Annotated in this window: 15 protein-coding genes and 3 tRNA genes; 12 read left to right on the top strand and 6 right to left on the bottom strand. The window is 70.8% G+C overall.

What is annotated here, in order from left to right; all coding sequences use genetic code 11:
* Nucleotides 1-123 precede the first annotated feature (123 nt).
* Entirely contained in the window at nucleotides 124-663 is a 540-nt protein-coding gene (locus tag E0L17_RS02265) for a PTS sugar transporter subunit IIA (protein WP_167929665.1), read from the top strand.
* Nucleotides 660-1,319 (top strand): IMPACT family protein, encoded by a 660-nt coding sequence (locus E0L17_RS02260; protein ID WP_167929664.1) that lies wholly within the window; start codon nucleotides 660-662, stop codon nucleotides 1,317-1,319. The genes E0L17_RS02265 and E0L17_RS02260 overlap by 4 nt, the downstream gene beginning before the upstream one ends.
* 259 nt (nucleotides 1,320-1,578) lie before the next feature.
* Here the strand turns inward: E0L17_RS02260 and E0L17_RS02255 are convergent, their stop codons facing one another.
* Both E0L17_RS02255 and E0L17_RS02250 read right to left on the bottom strand, forming a co-directional pair.
* On the bottom strand, nucleotides 1,579-3,021 hold the full coding sequence (locus E0L17_RS02255) for a C1 family peptidase (protein WP_167929663.1): 1,443 nt from the start codon (nucleotides 3,019-3,021) through the stop codon (nucleotides 1,579-1,581).
* Nucleotides 3,022-3,032: 11 nt separating this feature from the next.
* The gene (locus tag E0L17_RS02250) at nucleotides 3,033-4,391 is read right to left on the bottom strand and encodes a C1 family peptidase (protein WP_167929662.1); all 1,359 of its coding nucleotides are present in this window, start codon (nucleotides 4,389-4,391) and stop codon (nucleotides 3,033-3,035) included.
* Between the two features lie 297 nt (nucleotides 4,392-4,688).
* Here E0L17_RS02250 and E0L17_RS02245 point away from each other — a divergent pair, with 297 nt between their 5' ends.
* From E0L17_RS02245 to E0L17_RS02230, 4 genes are all read left to right on the top strand, one after another.
* The gene (locus tag E0L17_RS02245) at nucleotides 4,689-6,083 is read left to right on the top strand and encodes a CCA tRNA nucleotidyltransferase (RefSeq protein WP_167929661.1); all 1,395 of its coding nucleotides are present in this window, start codon (nucleotides 4,689-4,691) and stop codon (nucleotides 6,081-6,083) included.
* Nucleotides 6,084-6,213: 130 nt separating this feature from the next.
* Nucleotides 6,214-6,287, top strand: a tRNA-Gln gene (locus E0L17_RS02240).
* Between the two features lie 29 nt (nucleotides 6,288-6,316).
* Nucleotides 6,317-6,393 (top strand) — tRNA-Glu (locus E0L17_RS02235).
* Nucleotides 6,394-6,396: 3 nt separating this feature from the next.
* Nucleotides 6,397-6,473 (top strand) — tRNA-Glu (locus E0L17_RS02230).
* 370 nt (nucleotides 6,474-6,843) lie between these two features.
* On the opposite strand, the gene sdaAA is transcribed toward E0L17_RS02230, so the two are convergent.
* Nucleotides 6,844-8,451, bottom strand: coding sequence for an L-serine ammonia-lyase, iron-sulfur-dependent, subunit alpha (gene sdaAA / locus E0L17_RS02225; protein ID WP_167929660.1), 1,608 nt, complete (start codon nucleotides 8,449-8,451; stop codon nucleotides 6,844-6,846).
* 239 nt (nucleotides 8,452-8,690) lie between these two features.
* Between sdaAA and E0L17_RS02220 the strand changes: the two genes are divergently transcribed.
* From E0L17_RS02220 to pcp, 3 genes are all read left to right on the top strand, one after another.
* Entirely contained in the window at nucleotides 8,691-9,476 is a 786-nt protein-coding gene (locus E0L17_RS02220; RefSeq protein WP_167929659.1) for a DUF969 domain-containing protein, read from the top strand.
* Nucleotides 9,473-10,435 carry a DUF979 domain-containing protein gene (locus E0L17_RS02215; RefSeq protein WP_353652934.1) on the top strand — a complete coding sequence of 321 codons (963 nt, stop codon included), beginning with the start codon at nucleotides 9,473-9,475 and terminating at the stop codon, nucleotides 10,433-10,435. Before E0L17_RS02220 ends, E0L17_RS02215 begins: the two co-directional genes overlap by 4 nt.
* Before the next feature lie 103 nt (nucleotides 10,436-10,538).
* Nucleotides 10,539-11,183 (top strand): pyroglutamyl-peptidase I, encoded by a 645-nt coding sequence (gene pcp / locus E0L17_RS02210; protein ID WP_167929658.1) that lies wholly within the window; start codon nucleotides 10,539-10,541, stop codon nucleotides 11,181-11,183.
* 272 nt (nucleotides 11,184-11,455) lie between these two features.
* On the opposite strand, the gene gltX is transcribed toward pcp, so the two are convergent.
* From gltX to E0L17_RS02195, 3 genes are all read right to left on the bottom strand, one after another.
* On the bottom strand, nucleotides 11,456-12,934 hold the full coding sequence (gene gltX / locus E0L17_RS02205; protein WP_167929657.1) for a glutamate--tRNA ligase: 1,479 nt from the start codon (nucleotides 12,932-12,934) through the stop codon (nucleotides 11,456-11,458).
* Nucleotides 12,935-13,370: 436 nt separating this feature from the next.
* On the bottom strand, nucleotides 13,371-15,596 hold the full coding sequence (locus tag E0L17_RS02200) for a YhgE/Pip domain-containing protein (protein WP_167929656.1): 2,226 nt from the start codon (nucleotides 15,594-15,596) through the stop codon (nucleotides 13,371-13,373).
* Nucleotides 15,593-18,187: a YhgE/Pip family protein gene (locus tag E0L17_RS02195; RefSeq protein ID WP_167929655.1), complete on the bottom strand. Its 2,595-nt coding sequence runs from the start codon at nucleotides 18,185-18,187 to the stop codon at nucleotides 15,593-15,595. Before E0L17_RS02195 ends, E0L17_RS02200 begins: the two co-directional genes overlap by 4 nt.
* Before the next feature lie 326 nt (nucleotides 18,188-18,513).
* On the opposite strand from E0L17_RS02195, the gene E0L17_RS02190 reads away from it, so the two are divergent.
* The 3 genes from E0L17_RS02190 (at nucleotide 18,514) to E0L17_RS02180 (ending at nucleotide 21,567) form a co-directional block, all read left to right on the top strand.
* Entirely contained in the window at nucleotides 18,514-19,149 is a 636-nt protein-coding gene (locus tag E0L17_RS02190) for a TetR/AcrR family transcriptional regulator (protein WP_167929654.1), read from the top strand.
* A gap of 370 nt (nucleotides 19,150-19,519) precedes the next feature.
* Nucleotides 19,520-20,803 carry a methionine adenosyltransferase gene (gene metK, locus E0L17_RS02185; protein WP_167929653.1) on the top strand — a complete coding sequence of 428 codons (1,284 nt, stop codon included), beginning with the start codon at nucleotides 19,520-19,522 and terminating at the stop codon, nucleotides 20,801-20,803.
* A 236-nt stretch (nucleotides 20,804-21,039) separates the two neighbouring features.
* On the top strand, nucleotides 21,040-21,567 hold the full coding sequence (locus tag E0L17_RS02180) for a hypothetical protein (protein WP_167929652.1): 528 nt from the start codon (nucleotides 21,040-21,042) through the stop codon (nucleotides 21,565-21,567).
* The last annotated feature ends 7 nt before the right edge of the window (nucleotides 21,568-21,574 follow it).

The raw sequence follows: 21,574 nt of genomic DNA, 5'->3' as shown, positions 1-21,574 counted from the left end.
CCGATGATTCTAGCATGATTCGAACGGTTTTCTGTGGACATGAGGTGGACTACAATACATTGGGCCATAACGCGAGCGCGCGCCGTCGAGCGGCGGCGCGCCTTCGACGAAAGGTTTTTGCACGTGGGTCTGCTCGAAGTCATCGGCGCCGGTCGCGCCGCAAAGCCAGCCCCGGTCGCGGCGGCGGACGATCCCGGGGTCGTGAGCGCGCCTGTCTCGGGCCGCGTCGTCTCGCTCGACCGGGTGGGGGACCCGGTCTTTGCGCAGGGCATGCTCGGCGCCGGGGTCGGCATCAGGCCGCGCGAGGCGGCCGACGGCCCCGCCGTGGCGTTCTCGCCGGTCTCCGGCACGGTCATGGCCGACGTCAAGACGCGCCACGCCCTGCTCATTAGGACGGACGCCGGCGCCGAGGTGCTCCTGCACGTGGGGGTCGACTCCGTGCGCCTGCACGGGAAGGGCTTCCGCCTCTTCGTGGGCAAGGGCGACCAGGTGCGCGCGGGCGACCCGCTGATCTCCTTCGACCGCGCCCTGCTGGAGAGGAGCGGCCTCGACGACACCGTGATCGTCACCGTCACCAACTCCGAGTCCTTCTCGCGGGTCGAGTCCGCCGCGGACGACGCGCTCGTCTCCGCCGGCAGCGCGGTGCTGCGCACGGACCGATGACGCTTGGGGAGGGCGCGGCCCCCGGGGGCTATCGCACGCTGCGCGGCGGCATCGAGGTCACGGGCGAGGTCGAGGACCGGCGCAGCCGCTTCATCGCTCAGCTCGCCCACGTGGGGGGCGAGAAGGACGCCGAGGCCTTCATCGCCGAGGTCCGCTCCCGCCACCACGACGCCCGGCACAACGTCCCCGCGTGGATCCTCGCCGACGGCCGCGAGCGCTGCTCTGACGACGGCGAGCCCAGCCGCACTTCCGGCATGCCCACGCTCGAGGTGCTGCGCGGCGCTGGCCTCGCCGACGTGTGCTGCGTCGTCACGCGCTACTTCGGGGGCACGCTCCTCGGTCCCGGCGGCCTCGTGCGCGCCTACACCGCCGCTGCGCAGGCCGCCGTGGCGGCCGCCGAGGGGGAGGGCGCCATCGTGGAGATGACGCTCGTGACCCCGGTGACGGCACAGCTTCCCTACGCCCTCTACGACCGCGTGACGCGGCTCGTCTCCGACTGCGGGGGCAAGGTCGCTGACCAGCTCTTCGCCGAGGACGTGCAGCTCTCCTGCGTCTTTCGCTCAGGGGACGAGGGGCGCTTCCTCGCCGCGGCCCGCGAGCTCGCCAACGGCGAGGACCTGGCACGCGCCGGCGAGCCCCGCTTCGCAGAGTTCTAGCGGGCCGGGCGTCCCGACCGCGGCCCCGCGTCCTTCTCGCCACGCGCAATCGCGACTTTCCGGACATTCGAGTCTGCGCATGCGCCGAGAACGCGTAACGCCGGATCTGTGGTCGTGTCTGCCACAAAATCCGGCGTTACGTATTCGACGGTTCGAACTTTTGGACGCGTAACTCAAGAAGTCCGGCAAATTGAGTTTACGCATGCTGGCGAGCAGGGCTCCCACCTGGCGAGAAGGACCCGCGCCTGGCGAGAAGGACCTACAGCCGGGGCGCCATCGCCATGCCGATGGTGGTCCAGGGGTCGACCTCCTCGACGGGCGCGTTGTCCCAGAGGTCGAGGACCTCGGCCGGCACGAACTCGCGCCGCACGACGACCTCGCCGCCATAGGTGCGGAACCACTCCGCGCTCGCCACGAGGTAGCCCTTCTTGCAGGCGTCCTCGCCCCAGCTGTTCTCGATCCGCCAGGCCACCGGGCGCCCGTCGTCACCGAGCTCCACGCCCTGGAACGTCATGGCGTGGGTGTTGCGGGTCTCGTGCGCGTCGATCATCTCGGCGCGGCCCATGGAGAGGTCCACGCCGAAGAGGCCCTCGTAGTCCATCGTGTCGCACGCGAGCACGCCGGGGAAGTCCTCGATCCTGCGCGGGAACTGCTGCGCCACGTCGCAGGCCATCTCGCAGGGCACGCCCGCGGAGAGCGACGCCACGGCGGCGTCCTCGAGCACCTCGATGCCCACGTTGAGCATCCTGAGCGCCCGCCCGCCGGCCATGGTGTCCGAGAATCGACGGTGGAACGCGTGGCCGAAGGGGCGGCTCTCGCCGGGCATGTGCACGAGCTGCACGTAGTCATCGGGGTCGAAGGGGACGTAGCGCTCGGCGAACTCGCGGGGCGTGATGCCGCGGTCCACGAGGAGGCGCCGCGTCTTGCCGTCGGGCGCCGTGCCGCCCTCCTGCTCCACGAGCATGGAGGCGTGCACGCGGCACTTCTCGCCCACGGGGACCTCGACGTCGATCGTGGCGGGCGGCTCGCCGAGGCAGACGCAGAGCACGCGGTGGCAGTCGGCGACCATGCCCTCCTTGGCGGCTCGCAGCTCGCCCACGCCCGCGCCCGCGGCGGCCATGCGCCTCAGCTCCATGGCGCTCTTGCGGAAGAGGCGGTCGAGCTGGGCGTTCATCTGGTCGGCGTCCTTGGTGCAGGCGCTCTCGGGCATGGCGTCCTTGGGCACGAGGCCCCACTTCTTGATGATGTTCATCGCGGCGGGGTAGTAGTTGCCGTCGCCCATCGAGTGCTCCAGCAGGTCGGAGACCTCGCGGGAGTCCAGCGGCAGCGCGGCGGTCTCGATGACGTACTCGAGGCCCACGTTGAACTTCTCGAGCTTGTCGTAGAAGAAGCCGAAGGCCTGGGAGAACTCGAAGTCGTCCACGTCGAGGAGCTCCATCGTGGCCGCGCGGGCCACGTTGAACGCGGAGAACATCCAGCAGCGGCCGGAGTGGCGCTGGTTGGTGACCTTGCCCGTGCGCAGGCGGCTCACGCAGAACGTGTCGTGGTAGGTGCGCATGCGCGAGACGTCGCGCGCGGAGGCGTGGACGTTCATCGAGGTCACGGCGTTTCTCGCCACGCGGTTGGCGCGGTCTGCCGAGAAGGACGCGGCGAGCTCGTCAGAGGTTGCGGGCGCGATGGCGCCGGCGGAGTAGTCGGTCATTCCTGCCCTCCTTAGCGGACGCGCGCGAGCGAGCCCATGGGGTCCCACGGCGCGAGCACGCGGGGCTCCTCGGTCTCGTAGGCGGCGCGCTCCTCGTCAGTCAGGTGCTTCTTGTCAACGACGACCTGGTAGACGTACTCGTCGAACCATGCGTCGGAGAGGGTGTCAAAGCCGTCCCGGCCGTGGTCCTTGCCCCAGCTGTTCTCCACCTTCCAGAGCGTGGGGTGACCGCCCTCGTCAAGGTTCACGCCCTCGAGGACCATGGCGTGGGTCATGAGCGACTCGCCGTAGTCCAGGCGCTCGGCGCGGTCCATGCAGCCCTCCACCGGGAAGCCGAGAAGGCCGTCCACGTCCAGCGCGGCCGTGTCCATGATGCCCTCCTCGCGCAGGTAGCTCTGGCCCACGTCGCAGCCGAACCACACGGGCAGGTCCTCGCGCAGCTGGGCCACGGCGCACTCCTTGAGGCGCTCGATCGGGAGGTTGAGGTAGCGCACGCCGCCGTCCTCCACCACGTTGCCCAGGCGGCTCACGGTGTAGGTGTGGCCGAAGGGCTTGTCGGCGGTGGGGGCGGAGATGAGGCTCACGTAGTCGTCCACGTCCATGCCCACGGCCTCGTCGAAGAACGCGGCGGGCGTGAAGGTGCCGGAGAGCGCCAGCTTGCCGTCCTTGTCGCGCAGGCGGACGTCAAAGCTCGCGGGCGGCTCGCCGAGGCAGGTCACGAGGAGGTGGTAGACGTCGCCCATCATCTCCTTCTTCATGGCCGCGAGGTCGTCGGCGCCGACACCGGCCGCGTGGCTCTGGCGCAGGCGCCTGGCGGCACCGCGCAGGTAGCGCGTGAGGTAGGAGTCCATCTCGCGGGTGTTGCGCGAGCAGGCGGTCTCGGGCATGGCCTCCTTGGGGACCACGCCGTACTTCTTGACGAGGCTCTTGAACATGTCCCACTGCCCGCCGTCGCCGATGGGGTCGGCGAGGAGGTAGCTCACGAGGCGGCCGTCCAGCGGCTCGTCCAGCGTGTCGAGGACGTTCTCGAAGAACCAGTTGCTCTTCTCGAGCTTGTCCCAGAAGAGGGGATAGGCCTGGCTGAGCTCGAAGGTCTTGAGGCCGTACCTCTTGATGACGCGGTAGCGCATGGTGTTGAGGCTCGCGAACATCCAGCAGCGGCCCGAGCGCTCCTGGTTGCAGCGCTCGCCCTGCGTGACCTCGACGTCGAAGGTCAGGGCGTTTCTCGCGACCCCCTCGGGCACGCGCGCGGCGGCGCGGATGCCGACGGAGCTCACGGCGTTCTTGGCGACCACGTTGGCGCGCTCGGAGAAGAACTCCTCGCGGGCGCAGGCGAGGTCGTCAGCGGTGACGGATGTCATCTCGTCCATGGGGCGGTACCTCCCGTTCGTTAGTTCGGATTGGACCGGCATCGAGCATAGCACTCGGCGGGCGGCACCGCTTTGGCGGGGCGTCCCTCCGGGTGCGTGCGCGCCCCGCCCGGATGCGTACGCGATTCGAGGTCTGATATCGGGCCCTCTGCGGGAAAACCGCAGGTCGGCACCGCGGCGAGAAGGACATCAACCCGGAAACCTCGTACGTACCCGGGCGAGGCGCGTACGCACCCGGGGGCGCGTCCGGCCGAGCTGCTAGAATGTGGCGAGAAGAACCACGGGTGGAGGGGTCATATGGGCACGGACATCGAGGGCCGCCTCGCGCGCGAGCTGCCCGCATACGCCCGGCGCGTCGTCGACGCGCTCGAGGCCGCCGGCTACGAGGCGTGGGTCGTCGGCGGCTGGGTGCGCGACGCCCTTCTCGGCACGCCCGGCCATGACGTCGACGTGACCACCTCGGCCCCCTGGCAGAAGACGGCGGCCGTGCTGCGCGCGGCGGGGATCGCCGTGCACGAGACCGGCACCGCCCACGGGACGGTCACGGCCGTCGTGGGGGGCCGGCCCGTCGAGACCACCACCTACCGCGTAGAGGGCGGCTACTCCGACCGCCGCCATCCCGACGAGGTGCGCTTCGTCACGGACGTGCGCGAGGACCTCGCGCGGCGCGACTTCACCGTCAACGCGATGGCGTTCCACCCGGGGCGCGGCCTGCTCGACCCCTTTGGCGGCGAGAGGGACCTCGCGGCGCGCGTCATCCGCGCGGTGGGGGACCCGCGCACGCGCTTCGAGGAGGACGCCCTGCGCGTGCTGCGGGCCGTGCGCTTTGCCTGCCGGCTTGACGCCGCGATCGAGCCCGCCACGCAGGCGGCGCTCGAGGCGTGCGCGCCCGAGCTCGACCAGATCGCGTCCGAGCGCATCGGCCAGGAGCTCGACGGGATCCTCGCCACGGGGCGCGCCGCCTGGGCGCTGCGCCACGAGTTCGCCGTGCTCTCCGCGGCCGTGCCCGAGCTCGCGCCGATGGCCGGCTTCGACCAGAGGAGCCCCTATCACGCCCACGACGTGCTCGAGCACACGGCGCGCGTCTGCGCGGGCGCGGAGGAGTTCGCGGGCGGGCGCCCGCTTCCGGCCCTGCGCTGGGCGGCGCTCCTGCACGACGTGGCCAAGCCGTCCTGCTGGAGCGAGGACGTCTCGGGGCGCGGCCACTTCTTCGGCCACCCCGAGGAGGGCGCCCGCGTGGCGCGCCGCGTGATGGGGCGCCTGGCGGTGCCCGGGGAGGTGACGCGCGCCGCGGCGGCGCTCGTGCTGCTCCACGACTTCGAGATCCGCGCGACGGCCCCCTCCATGCGCCGGATGCTCTCCGAGCTGGAGGCGGCGGCGCCGGGGCAGGCGCGGCCGCTGGCCTTCGCGCTGCTGGACCTCAAGCGCGCCGACGCGGTGGCCAAGGCGCCCGCGTGCATGGGGTACGCGGTGGAGCTCGACGCCATGACGGCGGTCCTGCGCGCGGAGCTTTCCGCCGGGGCGGTGTGGCGCGTGCGCGACCTGGCCGTGGGCGGGGCGGACGTGATCCGCGAGCGCGGGGTGGAGCCCGGGCCCGGCGTGGGCATGGTGCTCGCGCAGCTGCTCGAGGCCGTCAAGGCGGGGGAGGTGCCCAACAGGCGCGACGCCCTTCTCGCCTGGCTGCGGTGGTAGCCGCCTAAAAGGGGACAGGCCCCTTTTAGGCAAGTTTCCATGCACAACTTCTCCAAAATTCTTGCTTGCATGACGTGAGGGGATGCCGTATAGTGTTTCTCCGCGCTGAGAGGCGCACGAAGTGGCAAATTGGGACTTCGTCTAGTGGTAGGACAGCGGATTCTGGTTCCGTCAACGGGAGTTCGACTCTCTCAGTCCCAGCCATTTGCCGCTTGCCTCACAATTGCATATGTGGCCCGTTCGTCTAGCGGTTCAGGACGCCGCCCTCTCAAGGCGGAGATCACCAGTTCGAATCTGGTACGGGCTACCAAATGGCCCGTTCGTCTAGCGGTTCAGGACGCCGCCCTCTCAAGGCGGAGATCACCAGTTCGAATCTGGTACGGGCTACCAAACGTTCAGGGTCGGACCTTCGGGTCCGGCCCTTTTTCGTTGTCGAGGTCATGGTTCACGCCGCCCCGAGCATGCCGTGGCGCACGGAAACCCCGCGTTCGAGGGCGGTTCCGTGCCATGGGGCATGCTCGGGCGTTCTGTGCCGGGAGGCATGCTCACGAGCCCCGCGCAGCGGGTTCTTCTCGCCAGCGGTGGCCCCGAGCATGCCGTGGCGCACGCTTTCGCCGAGCATGCCTCAGCGCACGGAGTCGTGCCGGATTCGGGCGGTTCCGTGCCACGGGGCATGCTCACTAGGGAGAGGTGACCAAACGCCGGGAGGGGCCGAGAAGAACGGGCGAGAAGGACCTCGCTCTCGTCGCCAACCCGCTGGCTACTGCCCGCAGGCCCCGCACGCCGCGCATGCGGCGCGGGCCGTGGGCGTCGCGGCAAGGCCGCCGCGCGCGGTCTCGCGAAGGCGCGAGGGCAGGGCGTGGCCGACCTCGGCCATGGCGACGACGACCTCGTCGAACGGCACGAGCGAGCGCACGCCGGAGAGCGCGAGCTGCGCGGACGAGATGGCGGCCGCGACGCCGATGGCGTTTCTCGCCTGGCAGGGCACCTCGACGAGGCCGCCCACCGGGTCGCAGACGAGCCCCAGCAGGTTGGAGATCGCGAGCGAGGCCGCGCAGAGCGCCTGCTCGGGCGTGCCGCCGAGCAGCTCGACCACGGCCGCTGCCGCCATCGCGGCGGCGGAGCCCACCTCGGCCTGGCAGCCGCCCTCGGCGCCGGCCACGCACGCGTGCGTCTGGATGTTGAGGCCCACGGCGGCCGCGCACCAGAGGGCGGACGCCACGGCGTCGTCGCCCGCGCCCACGGCGTCCGCGACGGCCAGGACGCTGCCCGGCACCACGCCCGCCGACCCCGCCGTGGGGGCGGCCACGATGACGCCCATCGCGGCGGAGCGCTCGAGCACGGCCATCGCGCGGGCCACGGCGTCGGTCTGCACCGGCCCCATGAGCGAGCCGGACCAGCGCGCGGCGCCGGCATCCAGGAGCTGGGCCTCGCCGCCGATGAAGCCGCCGAGCGAGCGGGCCGGCGCGGCGATGGGCGCCGTGGTCTCCTCGCGCATGACCTCGATCACGCGGCGCATGGACGCCTCGGCGCGCTCCTCACCCGTGAGGCCGCGCTCGCGCAGCGCCATCACGCCGCCGATGGAGAGGCCCCGCTCGGCGCAGGCATCCAGGAGCTGCGCGCCGTCGTCGAAGAGCTCGGCGGCCGTGACGCCGGGGGAGACCGTGGAGGCCGAGCCCGGGACCGAGATGAAGGTGGCGAAGCTCACGTCGCGGATGCGGCGGATCATGGGCAGCACCGAGTCGTCCGGCGCGCCGTCCGTCTCGAAGACCGAGTACGCGCGGCCGCCCTGCTCGGTGCGGTACGTGCGGCAGAAGGCGATGTTGACCTCGGCCATCGCGAGCAGGTGGGTGAGGGAGGCGAGGATGCCGGGGGCGTCTTTGTGAGAGACGAAGAGCGTGGCGTAGGCGCCCGTGATGTCCACGCCCACGCCGTTGATGCGGCTGATGCGCATCTTGCCGCCGCCCAGGCTCTCGCCGCGCACCTGGCAGCGCGCGCCTCCCTCGCCCTCGAGGTCGATGTCGACGGTGTTGGGGTGGACGGAGGTGTCGTCGCCGGCCTCGACGAACTCGAAGGCAAGGCCCGCCTCGCGCGCGAGGTCGAAGGCGTCGCGGATGCGCTCGTCGTCGGTGTCCAGCCCCAGCACGCCGGCCACGAGCGCGCGGTCGGTGCCGTGGCCGCGATAGGTGTGCGCGAAGGAGTTCCACAGCGTGAAGCGCACGCGGGCGACGCGGCCGCCCATGAGCGAGGCCGCCACGCGGGCGCAGCGCAGCGCGCCGGCCGTGTGGGACGAGGAGGGCCCCACCATGACGGGGCCGAGCACCTCGAAGGCCGAGGTCGTGGCGAGGGTCTGCGGCTTTGCTGCCATGGGGGCTCCTTCCGGGCGCGTGCGTCGGTGACTAGCATAGCAGGCGCGCCGCCGGCGTCAGCGTGCCGCTGTGCCACTGGCGTCAGGTTTGTTTGGCGCGCAGCGAACGCGCGCCAAACAAACCTGACGCCAGTGGCACAGCGGCACGCATGATGTTACCGATTGCTCACGTTCTTCTCGTCTCGTGCCCGGGCTGCCTATGATAGGTACGTCGTATCAGCACTCTGTAAGGAGGACCGATGGATCCCGCAGAGCTCCTCAAGCTCCTGGGAATCGTCATCGTCGTGGCGGGCTTCGCGCTGAAGCTCGACTCCATCCTCATCATCATGGTGGCCGCCGTCGCGACCGCCGTGGTGGGCGGCATGGACCCGGTGGCGTTCCTGGACACCCTCGGCACGAGCTTCGTCTCCAATCGGAGCATGTGCATCTTCATCATGACGTTCGTGCTCACGGGCACGCTCGAGCGCAACGGCCTGCGCCAGGCAGCGGCGGCGCTCATCCGCAAGCTCAAGAACGCCACGTCGGGCATCATCATCTCCGCCTACGGCGTCGTGCGCGTCCTCTTTGCCGCCTTCAACATCAACTTCGGCGGCGTGGCCGGCTTCATCCGCCCGGTCATCATGCCCATGGCCCAGGCGGCCGTGGAGCGCGACGGCAAGAAGATCGGCGACGGTCACCTCGAGGAGCTCAAGGGCATGTCCTCGGGCATGGACAACGTTGCGTGGTTCTTCGGTCAGGTGCTCTTCGTTGGCGGCTCGGGCGGCCTGCTCGTCCAGGGCACGCTCGCGGGCCTCGGCTACGACGTGAGCCTGCTCGACCTTGCCATGGTGCAGGTGCCCGTGGCCGTGGTCGCCATGATCGCTGCCATCGTTTACTACAACATTATCGACCGTCGCCTCACCAAGCGCCGCGCGCGCGTCATCAAGGCCACCGGGTCGGCCTCCTACGAGGAGGGCGCCGACGAGGCCGAGGGCGCAGGCCAGGGCGCGCCCGCCGACGCCGAGAAGGGCGGTGAGGCAAAGTGACGGAGTTCATCCAGTTCTTCCAGAGCGCCGACGTGACGCTCTCTGACAAGCTCCTCGAGGTCGCCTACATCGTCATGGGGCTCATCGCCGTCTACGCGGGCATCCGCAACGCGCAGGACGAGACCAACCCCAAGCGCATGGGCACGGCCCTGTTCTGGGTGGTCTGCGGCATGCTGTTCATCGTCGGCCGCTGGGTGCCGAGCACCGTCGCGGGCGCGATGGTCGTCATCATGGTCATCCCCGCCATCTGCAAGCAGGTCGGCCGCGGAACGGGCGACGAGCCCACTCAGGAGGAGATGGAGGGCAACTACGAGAAGATCGGCATGAAGCTCTTCGTGCCCGCGCTCTCGCTGGGCGTCATGGCGCTCATCTTCGCCCTCTTCACCAACATCAGCTCGCTCGTCGGCCTCACCTTCGGCGTCGTGGTGGGCGGCCTCATGCTCTTCGCGTTCTCGCACAAGAACACGCCCAAGGTGTTCCTCAACGACACGCGCCGCATGCTCGACGCGGTGGGCCCGCTCTCCATGCTGCCGATCCTGCTCGCCGCCCTCGGCTCCATCTTCACCGCCGCCGGCGTGGGCGACGTCATCTCCCACATCGTCTCCGGCGTGATCCCGCAGGGCAACCTCGTGGTGGGCATCATCGTCTACGCCATCGGCATGGCCGTGTTCACCATGGTCATGGGCAACGCCTACGGCGCCATCACGGTGCTCACGGTGGGCATCGGCGCGCCGTTCGTGCTCTCGCTCGGCGCCGACCCCGCCCTCATCGGCTCGGTGGCGCTCACCTGCGGATTCTGTGGCACGCTCATGACGCCCATGGCGGCCAACTTCAACATCCTGCCGGTGGCCATCCTCGAGATGAAGGACCAGTACGGCGTCATCAAGAAGCAGGTCCCCATCGCGCTGTTCATGCTCGCCGTGCAGATCGTCTACATGATCGTCATGACCGCCCTCTAGCGCGCCACTGGCGTCAGGTTCGTTTGGCTCGACATCGTGTCGAGCCAAACGAACCTGACGCGGATGGCACGGAAACCGTCCGACCTGGAAGGAAGCGATACGCATGAAGGTATTGGTGACGGGCTTCGAGCCCTTTGGCGGCGCGACCATCAACCCCGCGCTCGAGGCGGTGCGCCGCCTGCCGGCAAAGATCGCCGACGCGGACGTGGTCACCGTGCAGATCCCGGTGGTCTTTGAGAAGGACGCCGCCGCGGTGGACGCCGCCATCGACGCCGAGAAGCCCGATGTGGTTCTCTGCATCGGCCAGGCCGGCGGGCGCAGCCACATCACGCCTGAGTTCGTGGGCATCAACTTCGCGAACGCCCGCATCCCGGACAACGAGGGCAACCAGCCCGTCGGCCCGCTCGTGGAGGGCGCCCCGGACGCCTACTTCGCCACGGTCCCCGTCTTCGCGATGGTCGACGCCGCGCGCGCCGCGGGCGTGCCGGCCGCCGTCTCCTACACGGCGGGCACGTTCTGCTGCAACGAGGTGCTCTACCGCCTGCTGCACACCCTCGCGACGCGCCACCCCGGCGTCCGCGGCGGCTTCGTGCACGTGCCGTATGCCACCGAGCAGGCCGTCTCCATGGGCGAGGGCACCGCGTCCATGAGCGTGGACATGATGGTCACGGGCCTCACCGCCATGATCGAGGCCGCGGTCACCGGCACCGACGACGCCGTCGCGGCAGGGGAGGGCACCGAGCAGTAGGCTCTTCTCGCCCCCGGCGCGCCCGGATGCGGCGGCGCCACACGCATCCCCGTTTACCGGCAATCCCGGCCCGCGCATGTCAAGAAGGATGCGCGGGCCGGGATTTCTGTCCCCAGGGACGCATGACTCAAGGTTGCGCGTGCCCCTCGCGCCCTTCTCGCATGCGCATCTCGCGTTTCCGGCAATCCCCGATCGCACGTGTCCGGCGAGAAGAACGGGCGGGCCCCAGCTGGGGCCCGCCCGATGAGTCAAAAGTGACTGTCCCCTTTGGCCTACAGCGCCATCGCGCGGGCGCGGTCGATGCGGGCGAGGCAGTCCTCGCGACCCACGAGCGCCATCGTCTCGCCGAGCGGCGGCGACACCATGTTGCCGCACACGGCCACGCGAACGGCCTGGAAGACCAGGCGCTTCTTCAGGTCGAGCGCCTCGGGCAGCGCCTCAAGCGCGGCGTCGATCGCGGCCGGCTCCCACGCGGCGAGCCCCGCCAGCGCCTCGCGCGCGGCGTCCAGGACCGCGCCCATGCCCTCCTTGGCGAGGCCCTTTGCCACGCTCTTCTCGTCATAGACCAGGGTCTCGGCGGTGGCGAAGACCGGGGCGGTCACCGTGACCACGTCCGCGGGGAATTTCGTGCGCGGCTTCACGATGGCGGCAAGTGCGTCCACCCAGGCCTCGTCGGCCTCGAAGTCGCCGCCGATGACGCCGGCCTCGTGGAGCTCCGGCAGCATGACCTCGTCGGCGAACTCCTGGTCGCTCATCGAGCGGATGTACTCCGCCTGGATCCAGTCGAGCTTCTTGGGGTCGAAGGTGGCCGGGTTCTTGGACACGTGATCGAGCGAGAACTGCGAGGCCAGGACGTCGCGTGGGATGATCGTGGTCTCTCCGTCGAGCGACCAGCCGAGAAGCGCCAAGTAGTTCACGAAGGCGTCGGAGAGGTAGCCCGCGTCGCGGTACTCCTCCACGTTGGTCGCGCCGTGGCGCTTGGAGAGCTTCTTGCCGTCCGCGCCCAGGATCATGGAGATGTGCGCGAAGGTGGGAACCGGCGCGCCCAGGGCCTCGTAGACGATGACCTGGCGTGGGGTGTTGGAGAGGTGGTCGTCGCCGCGGATGACGTGGGTGATGCCCATGGCGGCGTCGTCAACGACGGTGGCGAAGTTGTAAGTGGGCGTGCCGTCGGTGCGCTGGATGACAAAGTCGTCGAGCTCGCGGGCCGCAAAGGTCACGTCGCCGTGGACCGCGTCGCGCACGACGACGTCGCCGCGGTCCTCAGGCACCTTGATGCGCAGGACGTAGGGCTCGCCGGCGTCGATGCGCGCCTGAGCCTCCTCGCGGGAGAGGTTGCGGCAGCGGCGCTGGTAGCCCTGGAAGGGGTCCTTGCGCGCCTGCGCGGCCTCGCGGTCGGCGGCCAGCTGCTCGGGCGTGCAGAAGCAGGGGTACGCCTTCCCCTCGTCCCACAGGCGCTGCGCGGCGTCGCGATACATCTGGGCGCGCTCGGTCTGCTTGTAGGGGCCGAAGTCGCCGCCCACCTCCGGGCCCTCGTCCCAGTCGAGCCCCAGCCAGCGCATGGCGCGCAGGATGATCTGGGTGTTCTCCTCGGTGGAGCGCTCGGGGTCGGTGTCGTCGATGCGCAGGATGAAGGTGCCGTGGTTGGCGCGGGCGAAGGCCCAGTTGTAGATTGCGGTGCGCGCGCCGCCAACGTGGAGCTTGCCGGTGGGCGAGGGCGCAAAGCGCACGCGAACGGGGGTCTCTGACATGAGGTTCCTCTCCGTGAATCAATCGTCACATACGCCATCAGTATAGCGCGCTAGACCTCCTGACCGGGGCAGGGACGGCAGTTGGAGGAAATCTGCCGCCGTGTCCAGGGGGCGGGCGTGCCGTCGCCTGCAATCAGGCGGATAGTGTGTAATTCGGGGCTCGTTCCCTGCAATCAGGGGGATAGTGCGAAGCCTTTTCGTGGCGCTTCGGCACGATTTGCGGCGACTCTCGGGCAAAATGCCTGTTGCGGCTGCGGCGGATACTCGGGGCACCCCCAGAATCGCTTCGCACTATCCCCCCGATTGCAGGGCGGGGCGCGGTTTTTTCACACTATCCGCCTGATTGCAGACCATCGTGCCGCTGGCGTCAGGTTCGTTTGGCACGCCCTTTCCGCGTGCCAGACGAACCTGACGCCAGCGGCACGGTGGCATGTCCTCACATGAGGCGGGTCTCCTCAAGGCGCTCCTCGAGCCGCTCGTTGAGGCGGATCACCGGGCGGCGGAGCACCAGGCCCAGGAGCAGGGCAGGGGCGAGGTAGGCAAGGAGAATCGCCAGCTCGCGCCAGATGTCGCCCTCCCAGATGCCGAACATCGCCGCGCGCATGGCGTTCTCGCTGTGGACGAAGGGCAGCCACGCGTAGACGGCTTGGAAGGCGGGAGGCAGCATCTGGGGCGGGAAGGTGCCGCCCGACCCCGCCACCTGGATCACCATGAGAACCACGGCCACGGCCTTGCCCACGTCGCCGAAGGACGCCGTGAGCGAGAAGACCAGGTTCACGTACACGAGCGAGGACGCGAGGCACACGAGGAGGAGCAGCCACGGGTGCTCGCACTGCACGCCCAGGTAGAAGAGGTCGCCTCCGCAGATGAGCGCCGCCTGGGCGAGTCCTACCGCACAGAACAGCAGGAGCCTTCCCACGTAGGCCTGCGCGTGCGAGCAGCCGGTCTCGGCGAGCGCCTCGGCCGAGGGGGTGGCCCGCACGAGCGCGCAGAGCACGACGCCCCCAATCCAAATGGCGAGTGTGGTGTAGAAGGGGGCCATGGCCGAGCCGTTGTTCTCCACGGGAAAGACGGCAGTGCGCTCCACGTCGACCGGCGCCGCGACGAAGTCGGCGAGCTCGGAGGGGTCGGCGGCGAGCACCTTGCGGACCTGCTCAACGTCGCCGGTGGCCAGGGCCGCGGAGAGGCGCTCGCGCAGGTCGCTCAGCCGTCCCGCGCCCTTCTCGATGGCGTCCGCCGTCTCGTCGAGCGAGGTCTGCGCGTCGCCGAGCGTGCCCTCCGCGCCCCGCGCGGCGTCGCGCGCGGAGGAGAGCGCCGCCGAGAGGCTCCCCTGCACGGCGTCGGCCTGCGCCGCGGCGTCGCCGACCTGCGCCGCGAGCTCCTCGAGCACGCCGCGCACGTCGGCGTCGTAGGACCCGCGCACCTCGTCGATCGCCGCGCGCGCCTCGCCGACGAGCCCCGCGAGCTCCTGGCGCGCCGCCTCGGCGTCGGCCGTGCCCGCGTCGAGGTCGGCCATGGTGCGCTGGAGGCCCTGCGAGAGCTCGCGCATCTCGTCGGCCGCCTGCGTCACGCGCCCGGCGAGCCCCTGCACGCGCTCGCGCGCCGCCGCCACCCGGTCGCGCGCGGCCCCCTCGGGGAGCATCCCCTCGAGCTGGCCCATGAGCGCGTCCTGCTCCCCGAGCGCGGACGCGAGCGCGTCGAGCGAGGAGGCCTGCCCGTCCGCGGCGGCCCGCGCGTCGTCGAGCAGCCCGCGGACGCGCGCCGACTGCGCCCCCGCCGCGGCGAGCGCGTCGTCGATGGCGTCATCCACGCCGTCGAGGCCCGCCCCGGCGGACGCGAGCGCCCCCTCGACGGACGTCGCCGCGCCGTCGATCGCGGACCCCGCGCCCGCGAGCCCGGAGGCCGTCTCGCGCAGCGCGTCGCCCGCCCCGGCGGCAGGGGAGAGCGCCGACTCGGCCGCGTCCGCCCCGCTGCCGAGGAGGCCCCGCGTCGAGGCGAGCAGCTCGGAGAACCCGCGCACGTCGTCGGCCGTGCCGGCGAGCGAGTCCTCCGCGTCGGCCACGGCGGAGTCGAGCCGCGCGGCGAGCGAGGTGACGCCGTCGTCGTCGAGCGCGCGGGAGAGCTCGTCGAGCACGCCCGCGCCCACGCTCGCGACCGACCGCGCGAAGCTCGCGTCGATGTCCGCCTGCGCGGCGGCCGACGCCTTGTCCGTCACGATCGTGGCGATGGCGTTCTCCTTCTCGTTCTGGTAGAAGCTCACCTGCGGCCGGGCCGAGTCCCCGGAGAGCACGCCCATCATGTCGCGCGAGAAGTCCTCCGGAATCACGATCGCGGCGAAGTACTCGCCGGAGCGCACGCCCTCGACGGCGTCGTCCGCGGAGGTGACCTCGTAGCCGATCGACTCGGACGCGCGCAGGTCGGACACCACGCGCTCGCCCATGTTGACCCTCACGGGAAGGAGGCTCCCCTCGTAGCCGGCGTCCTCGTTGGCCACGGCCACCCGGAGGTTCCTCGTGTTGCCGTAGGGGTCCCAGCTGCCGGCGATGTTGAACCACGCGTAGAACGACGGCACGGCCACGATTCCCGCAAACACGACGAGCGCGATCGCGCTCGAGACCGCATGGCGCGCGTCGCGGCGCATGAAGGCCCAGATCCTCCTCATCGCCCATCGCCCCCTCTCATGTCCTCGACGAGCCCCACGAGCTCGTCGGTCCCCATCCTCTCGAGCTCGCTCATGCGGGCGAGCCGGTCGTGCGCGTACTCGACGCCGATGAGGTACGCGCTCGCGGCCACGAGCGAGATTACCCACAGCACGAGCAGCGCGAACTTCGCGGGCGTCACGAAGAGCAGGGCGAGAAGGACCAGCGGCACGGCCAGCAGCGCCGCCACGCCTCGCCGCACGAGCCGCGGGTACGCGAGCTCGAAGCGCGCGGCCCGCTCGAGGAAGGCCTCCCGGTGGCCCGGGGAGGTGGCGAGCGCGTCCACGACGGACGCGAGGAACCCCTCGTCCTTCTCGCCCCACGCGGCGGGATGGTCGGCGATGAGGAGGTCCGTCTGGGCCATGCGGCGGTCAAAGAGGGCGTTCACGCCCGCCAGCCTGCGGCGCGCGGCCACGCCGAGCAGCAGCGCCGGCAGCGCGAAGGCGAGAAGGACCAGCAGGTTGCGAACGTAGTAGCCGTCGTAGAAGCCCGCGACGGCCTCGCGCATGGCGTTGATGCCGTAGGTGAAGGGCAGCCACGGCCCGAGCGCGCGGAAGAAGTCGGGCTGCATCTGGATGGGGTAGAGCCCCGAGGCTCCGGGGATCTGCAGGACCACGAGCAGCACGCCGAGGGCCTTTCCCACGTGCTTCAAGGCCACCGCCAGGGCGTAGACGACGAACACGTAGACGAGCGACTCCACCATCCCCGCCAGCACGAAGGCCGCGGGCGAGACGCACTGGATGCCGAGCGCCACGTCGCCCACGCAGCAGACGAGCGCCTGCACCTGCCCGAGCAGGGCGAGCAGCAGCCAGCGGCCGAAGAACGCCTGGGTGGGCGTCACCTCGGCGACGTCGAGGCCCTCGCGGTCGACCTCGAGCTTGTAGACGGCCACGAGGACGAACCCGCCCACCCAGAGGGCGAGGTTGGTGTAGAAGGGCGCCACGCCCGAGCCGTAGTTGGCGACGGGGAAGACGGGATCGCTCGCCATCTCCACAGGCGCGCCGAGCGCCGAGCCCGTGGACGCGGGGTCGAGCGCGAGCAGGCCGCTCACAGCGGCGGAGTCGGAGGCCCCCGCCACGGCCGCGAGGTCGTCGGCGAGGCCGTCCGCGGTGCCCGCGGCGTCGCGCAGGCCCGAGGCGGCCCGGTCGAGCGTGGCGTCGCACTGGGCGAGAAGGGCGTCGAGCTGCGCCAGCGTGCCGTCCGCCTGGCCCGTCATCGGGCCGAGCGCGGAGACGCCGCCCGCCACGCGCCCACCGGCGTCCGCGAGCTCGTCGAGCGCGGAGGAGAGCTGGGGCGAGGCGTCCTGCGCCACCTGGGAGCGGAGCCCCTCCAGCGAGGAGGCGCCCGCCTGCACGGCGTCGTTCACCTCCCCGGCGAGGCCGCCCATCGCGTCCGCCCCGGCGGCGACCTCCTGGGAGGCGGCCTCCAGCTCGTCGAGCTCGGAGGCCTGGTCGGCGGAGAGCCGCTCGAGGTCGGCGAGGACGGAGCGCAGGTCCTCGACCACGCGGTCGCGAAGCGCTGCCGCCGCCCCGTCCGAGGGGCCCGCGGCGGAGAGCTCGTCCAGGGCGGACTCGAGCGTCCCCAGCATGCCGCCCACGGTGCCGTTGGCGGCGCGGATCTGCGAGATGGCCGCCTGCGCGCGCCCCTGCGCCCAGCCCACGTCCCCGGCTATGGCGCCGATGTCGTGGCTCGCGGTCGATGAGAGGTCGGCGAGCGCGCCCGCGCCCGTCCCGAGCGCGGCGGAGAGGTCGCCCGCGAGGGTCCGCGCCCGCCCGCGCGCCTGGCCGAGCGTCCCGAGCGCCGCGTCAAGCGACCCGGCGAGGGAGCTCGCGGCCCTGCCGGCGTCCGCCACGGCGGCGCGGGCGTCGCCCACGGCCCCGCGTGCGGTGGCGACGTCGCCGCGCGCCGCCTCGAGCACGCCGGCGAGCCCGTCGAGGCGCCCGCCGACGTCGCGCAGGTCGGCCACGGCGCCCTCGGACGCGGCGTCGGCGGCGTCCGTCGCTCCGCGCACGGCGCCCTGGAGCCGCTCGGTCACCGTCTCTCCCGCCACGCTGACGAACTCCTGCGCGATCTGGGTCTCGAGCGTGGTGGCGCCGGTGTCCGTGACCTTGGGCGCCACGGCGTTCGCCTTCTCGTTGACGTAGTAGCCCACGCGCGCGGGCTCGGTGCGCCCGTCGAGCACGCCCGCGAGCGTGGAGGTGAAGTCCTCGGGGATGACGAAGGCCGCGAAGTAGCGCCCCGAGCGCACGCCCTCGAGCGCGTCCTCCTCGCTGTCGACGAACGTCCAGCCCAGCTGGTCGTTCTCCTCGAGGCGCTGGCGGACCATGTCGCCCGCGTCCGTGAACCCCATCCCGGGGACGTCCGCCCCCCGGTCGAGCTCGGCCACCGCCACGGGGACCGTGCCCGTGTTCTCGTACGGGTCCCAGTTGGCGAGGATGTTGAGCCACGCGTAGACGGAGGGTATGACGCAGACCCCCACGGCGATCACGATCGCCGCGGGGCTCGCGAGGAGCCTCCTCAGGTCGCGGGCGAATATTTTGATTGCGGTGCGCATGCTTGGTGATCTCCTCTGGTCCTCCGGGCGGGTCTGTCCAGCCGAGTGACGGGTTTCGGACAAACGAGGCCGTTTCCAGGGCCTCATCCGTCCAAAACCCGTCACTCGGCCGTCGTGCGGGCTGCCGGGCCCGCTTACCCTCTCGTTTCCCTTTCGGCCGAAACTATACACGTGTGTTCAATATTTTTGAACTCAGCTCAAAAACAGCGACCTGATGCTAGGATTCTGCTAACGAGAGCCGTGCCCGGAGGGCTCGCCTAAAAGGGGACAGGCCCCCTTTAGGCACCTTTTAGGCATGCGGCCCTGGCGGACGAGGGGAGGCGCGCATGGAGGTCAGGGGAGGCCGGGCGGAGGCGAGGACCCGCAAGAGCGCGGTGACGCGCGAGAAGATCATGGAGGCCGCGGCGAAGCTCATGGTAGAGCGCGGCGGGACGGACTTCCAGATGATCGAGGTCTCGTCTCGCTGCGAAATGTCGAAGGGCTCGCTCTACTACTACTTCGCGGACAAGGGGGAGCTCGTCCGCGCCGTGATGGACCGCTCGGTCGAGGCGCTCGTCGACGCGGTGGAGCGGGTCGTTGCCGACGCCCCCTCGGCGGCCGACTCCATCCTCGGGCTCGTTCGCGCGCTCGCCGAGGCCCTGAGGCCCGGTGGCCCCCTCATGCTCGCGATGCTCGGCTCCGGGACGAGCGCGACGGGGGCGCCCGCCGTGGAGGGGCCGCGGCTCGCGCGCGTCCTCGCCATCCTCACGGCCCAGCTCGAGCGCGCCAAGGGGGAGGGGCTCGTCCGCGAGGACGCCGACAGCCGCCTCTGCGCGGCCGCCGTGGCAGGAGCCTTCCTGGTGTTCGAGCACGTGGCCCCCGACGGGGCGCCCGAGAGCGTCGAGGCGCTCACCCGAAGGATTCTGGACCTCGCGCTCTCCGGCGTGGGCACGGAGCGCGGCCGCGCCGTCTTTCTCGGCTGACCCACGGGTGCGACGGCCGGTGTCGCTGCCATGCCGCCGCCGAGCATGCCTCCGCGCACGGTTTCTCGTCTTCAGGGGCCGATTCCGTGCATATGGGCATGCTGGTACATACGGCATGCTCAAAGGCGAGGAGGGCGCCCCGCTTCTCGCCTCTCGCGCCTGCCGAGCATGCCTCCTCGCGCGGTTCCGCATGGCGAGAAGGACCGGCGAGAAGAGCCCGCCGCCCTCCTGCCCGCGCCGGAACGTGTGGTTGCCGTGCCGACGTGCGGGCGCGGCCTCGGCGCCGCGGCATTTGGGTATCATCACTAGGCATTTGTATTGGGAGGGGCGGAATGGCAACGGCCGCCCCGAAAGCGAAAGAAGGACCGACATGTCTTCACCCCATCGTTCCACCTCGTCCCGCAGCTACCTCTTCACCTCGGAGAGCGTGACGGAGGGCCACCCGGACAAGATCTGCGACCAGGTCTCGGACGCCATCCTCGACGCGCTCCTCGCCAAGGAGGCCGAGCTCCAGGAGGCCGGCTACGTCGCGCCCGGCGGCATCCCGGCCAACGTGGACAACGTCCGCTGCGCGTGCGAGACCTTCGTGACCACGGGCACCGTGATCATCGCCGGCGAGATCCGCACTGAGGCCTACCTCGACGTGCAGAAGATCGCCCGCGACGTCATCCGCCGCATCGGCTACACGCGCGCCAAGTTCGGCTTCGACGCCGACACCTGCGGCGTCCTCAACCTCATCCACGAGCAGAGCCCCGACATCGCCGCCGGCGTCGACGAGTCCTTCGACGCCCAGGCCGGCCGCACCACCGACCCCATCGACCTCGTGGGCGCGGGCGACCAGGGCATGATGTTCGGCTACGCCACCGACGAGACCCCCGTCCTCATGCCCATGCCGCACTACCTGGCAAGCCGCATGGCCGAGCGCCTCACCGAGGTCCGCAGGAACGGCCAGGTGCCGTACCTTCGCCCGGACGGCAAGACCCAGGTGACCGTCCGCTACGAGGACGACGTCCCCGCGGAGGTCACGGCCATCGTGGTCTCAACCCAGCACGACGCCGCCATCGAGGACATGGCCACCGTCAAGGCGGACATGGTCGACTACGTGATCGCGCCCGTGATGGACATGGTGGGCATCGAGTGGCACAACGCCGACGTCTACGTGAACCCCACCGGCCGCTTCGTGGTGGGCGGGCCCATGGGCGACACCGGCCTCACCGGCCGCAAGATCATCGTGGACACCTACGGCGGCATGGGCCGCCACGGCGGCGGGTGCTTCTCCGGCAAGGACTGCACCAAGGTGGACCGCTCGGCCGCCTACGCCGCGCGCTGGGTGGCCAAGAACGTGGTGGCCGCGGGCCTCGCGCACCGCTGCGAGATCGAGCTCGCCTACGCCATCGGCGTCTCCCACCCGCTCTCCGTGATGGTGGACACCTTCGGCACCGGCTCCGTCGACGACGCGGTGATCGAGGCGGCCGTGGAGAGGGTCTTCGACCTGCGCCCGGGCGCCATCATCCGCGACCTCGACCTGCGCCGCCCCATCTTCGAGAAGACCGCCGCCTACGGCCACTTCGGCCGCGAGCTGCCCGAGTTCACCTGGGAGCGCACGGACCGCGTGGACGAGCTCCGCGCCGCGGTGGGGGAGCTCACCCGCTAGTGTCGAGCGACAGCGGTGACTCCGGGGCCGGGGAGCGACTCCCCGGCCCCATTTTCGTTGGTCGATGGCAGCGGGTACCATGCACTCTGCGCCGGGCTTGTCTCATCATCTGCGGGTATGCGAGAAGGACCGCGCAGAATGCATGCTAGCCGCGGCCCCGGGACGCAGGCCCACGCCTCTGCCCCAGCGCCCCGCATGCTAAGATGCACGGGAGACATCGCACGAAAGGAGACCACATGAGCGACACCGACATCTCCCTCGCCATGCGCGTCGACGACCTCTCGCTCATCGAGTGCGTCTTCCACGCCGCGCCCGTCGCGGAGCGCGCCGGCGAGAGCCGCCTCGCCATCACCAACCCCGACAAGCGCTTCAGCCTGGACGTCAAGAACCGCCAGAACGTGCTGCGCGCCATGGTGGGCATCCAGTTTGGCATTGCCGACCCGTCCGCGCCCGCGGGCGAGCAGGGCGAGCACCCCGAGTTCCTGCACTTCGGCGCGCTCGTCGGCGTGGTCGTGACCTCGCCCATCATGGGGGATGCCGCGATAGCCGCGCGCCACATGGCCGGCAGCGAGGAGTCCGCCGCCGCGCAGCGCGACAAGAAGATGGAGCACGCCATGCGCCTCGAGGCCATCAAGGCGGGCTATGCCTTCGCCACGAGCAAGCTCGCGGAGATGTCAGCGATGTCGCCCATGGGCACCGTGATGCTGCCCCTCATCGACGCGGACGAGATCCTCATAGACATCGAGAAGAACGACGCCCGGTAGCGCGTCG

Source organism: Olsenella sp. SW781 (assembly GCF_012027725.1).
Taxonomy (GTDB): domain Bacteria; phylum Actinomycetota; class Coriobacteriia; order Coriobacteriales; family Atopobiaceae; genus Thermophilibacter.
This window is presented reverse-complemented; position numbering and strand designations above follow the sequence as displayed.

Coding starts and splice junctions, on each gene's coding strand:
- E0L17_RS02260 (WP_167929664.1), top strand. CDS start 660: ATGACGCTTGGGGAGGGCGCGGCCCCCGGGGGCTATCGCACGCTGCGC.
- E0L17_RS02255 (WP_167929663.1), bottom strand. CDS start 3,021: ATGACCGACTACTCCGCCGGCGCCATCGCGCCCGCAACCTCTGACGAG.
- E0L17_RS02250 (WP_167929662.1), bottom strand. CDS start 4,391: ATGGACGAGATGACATCCGTCACCGCTGACGACCTCGCCTGCGCCCGC.
- E0L17_RS02245 (WP_167929661.1), top strand. CDS start 4,689: ATGGGCACGGACATCGAGGGCCGCCTCGCGCGCGAGCTGCCCGCATAC.
- sdaAA (WP_167929660.1), bottom strand. CDS start 8,451: ATGGCAGCAAAGCCGCAGACCCTCGCCACGACCTCGGCCTTCGAGGTG.
- E0L17_RS02220 (WP_167929659.1), top strand. CDS start 8,691: ATGGATCCCGCAGAGCTCCTCAAGCTCCTGGGAATCGTCATCGTCGTG.
- pcp (WP_167929658.1), top strand. CDS start 10,539: ATGAAGGTATTGGTGACGGGCTTCGAGCCCTTTGGCGGCGCGACCATC.
- gltX (WP_167929657.1), bottom strand. CDS start 12,934: ATGTCAGAGACCCCCGTTCGCGTGCGCTTTGCGCCCTCGCCCACCGGC.
- E0L17_RS02200 (WP_167929656.1), bottom strand. CDS start 15,596: ATGAGGAGGATCTGGGCCTTCATGCGCCGCGACGCGCGCCATGCGGTC.
- E0L17_RS02195 (WP_167929655.1), bottom strand. CDS start 18,187: ATGCGCACCGCAATCAAAATATTCGCCCGCGACCTGAGGAGGCTCCTC.
- E0L17_RS02190 (WP_167929654.1), top strand. CDS start 18,514: ATGGAGGTCAGGGGAGGCCGGGCGGAGGCGAGGACCCGCAAGAGCGCG.
- metK (WP_167929653.1), top strand. CDS start 19,520: ATGTCTTCACCCCATCGTTCCACCTCGTCCCGCAGCTACCTCTTCACC.
- E0L17_RS02180 (WP_167929652.1), top strand. CDS start 21,040: ATGAGCGACACCGACATCTCCCTCGCCATGCGCGTCGACGACCTCTCG.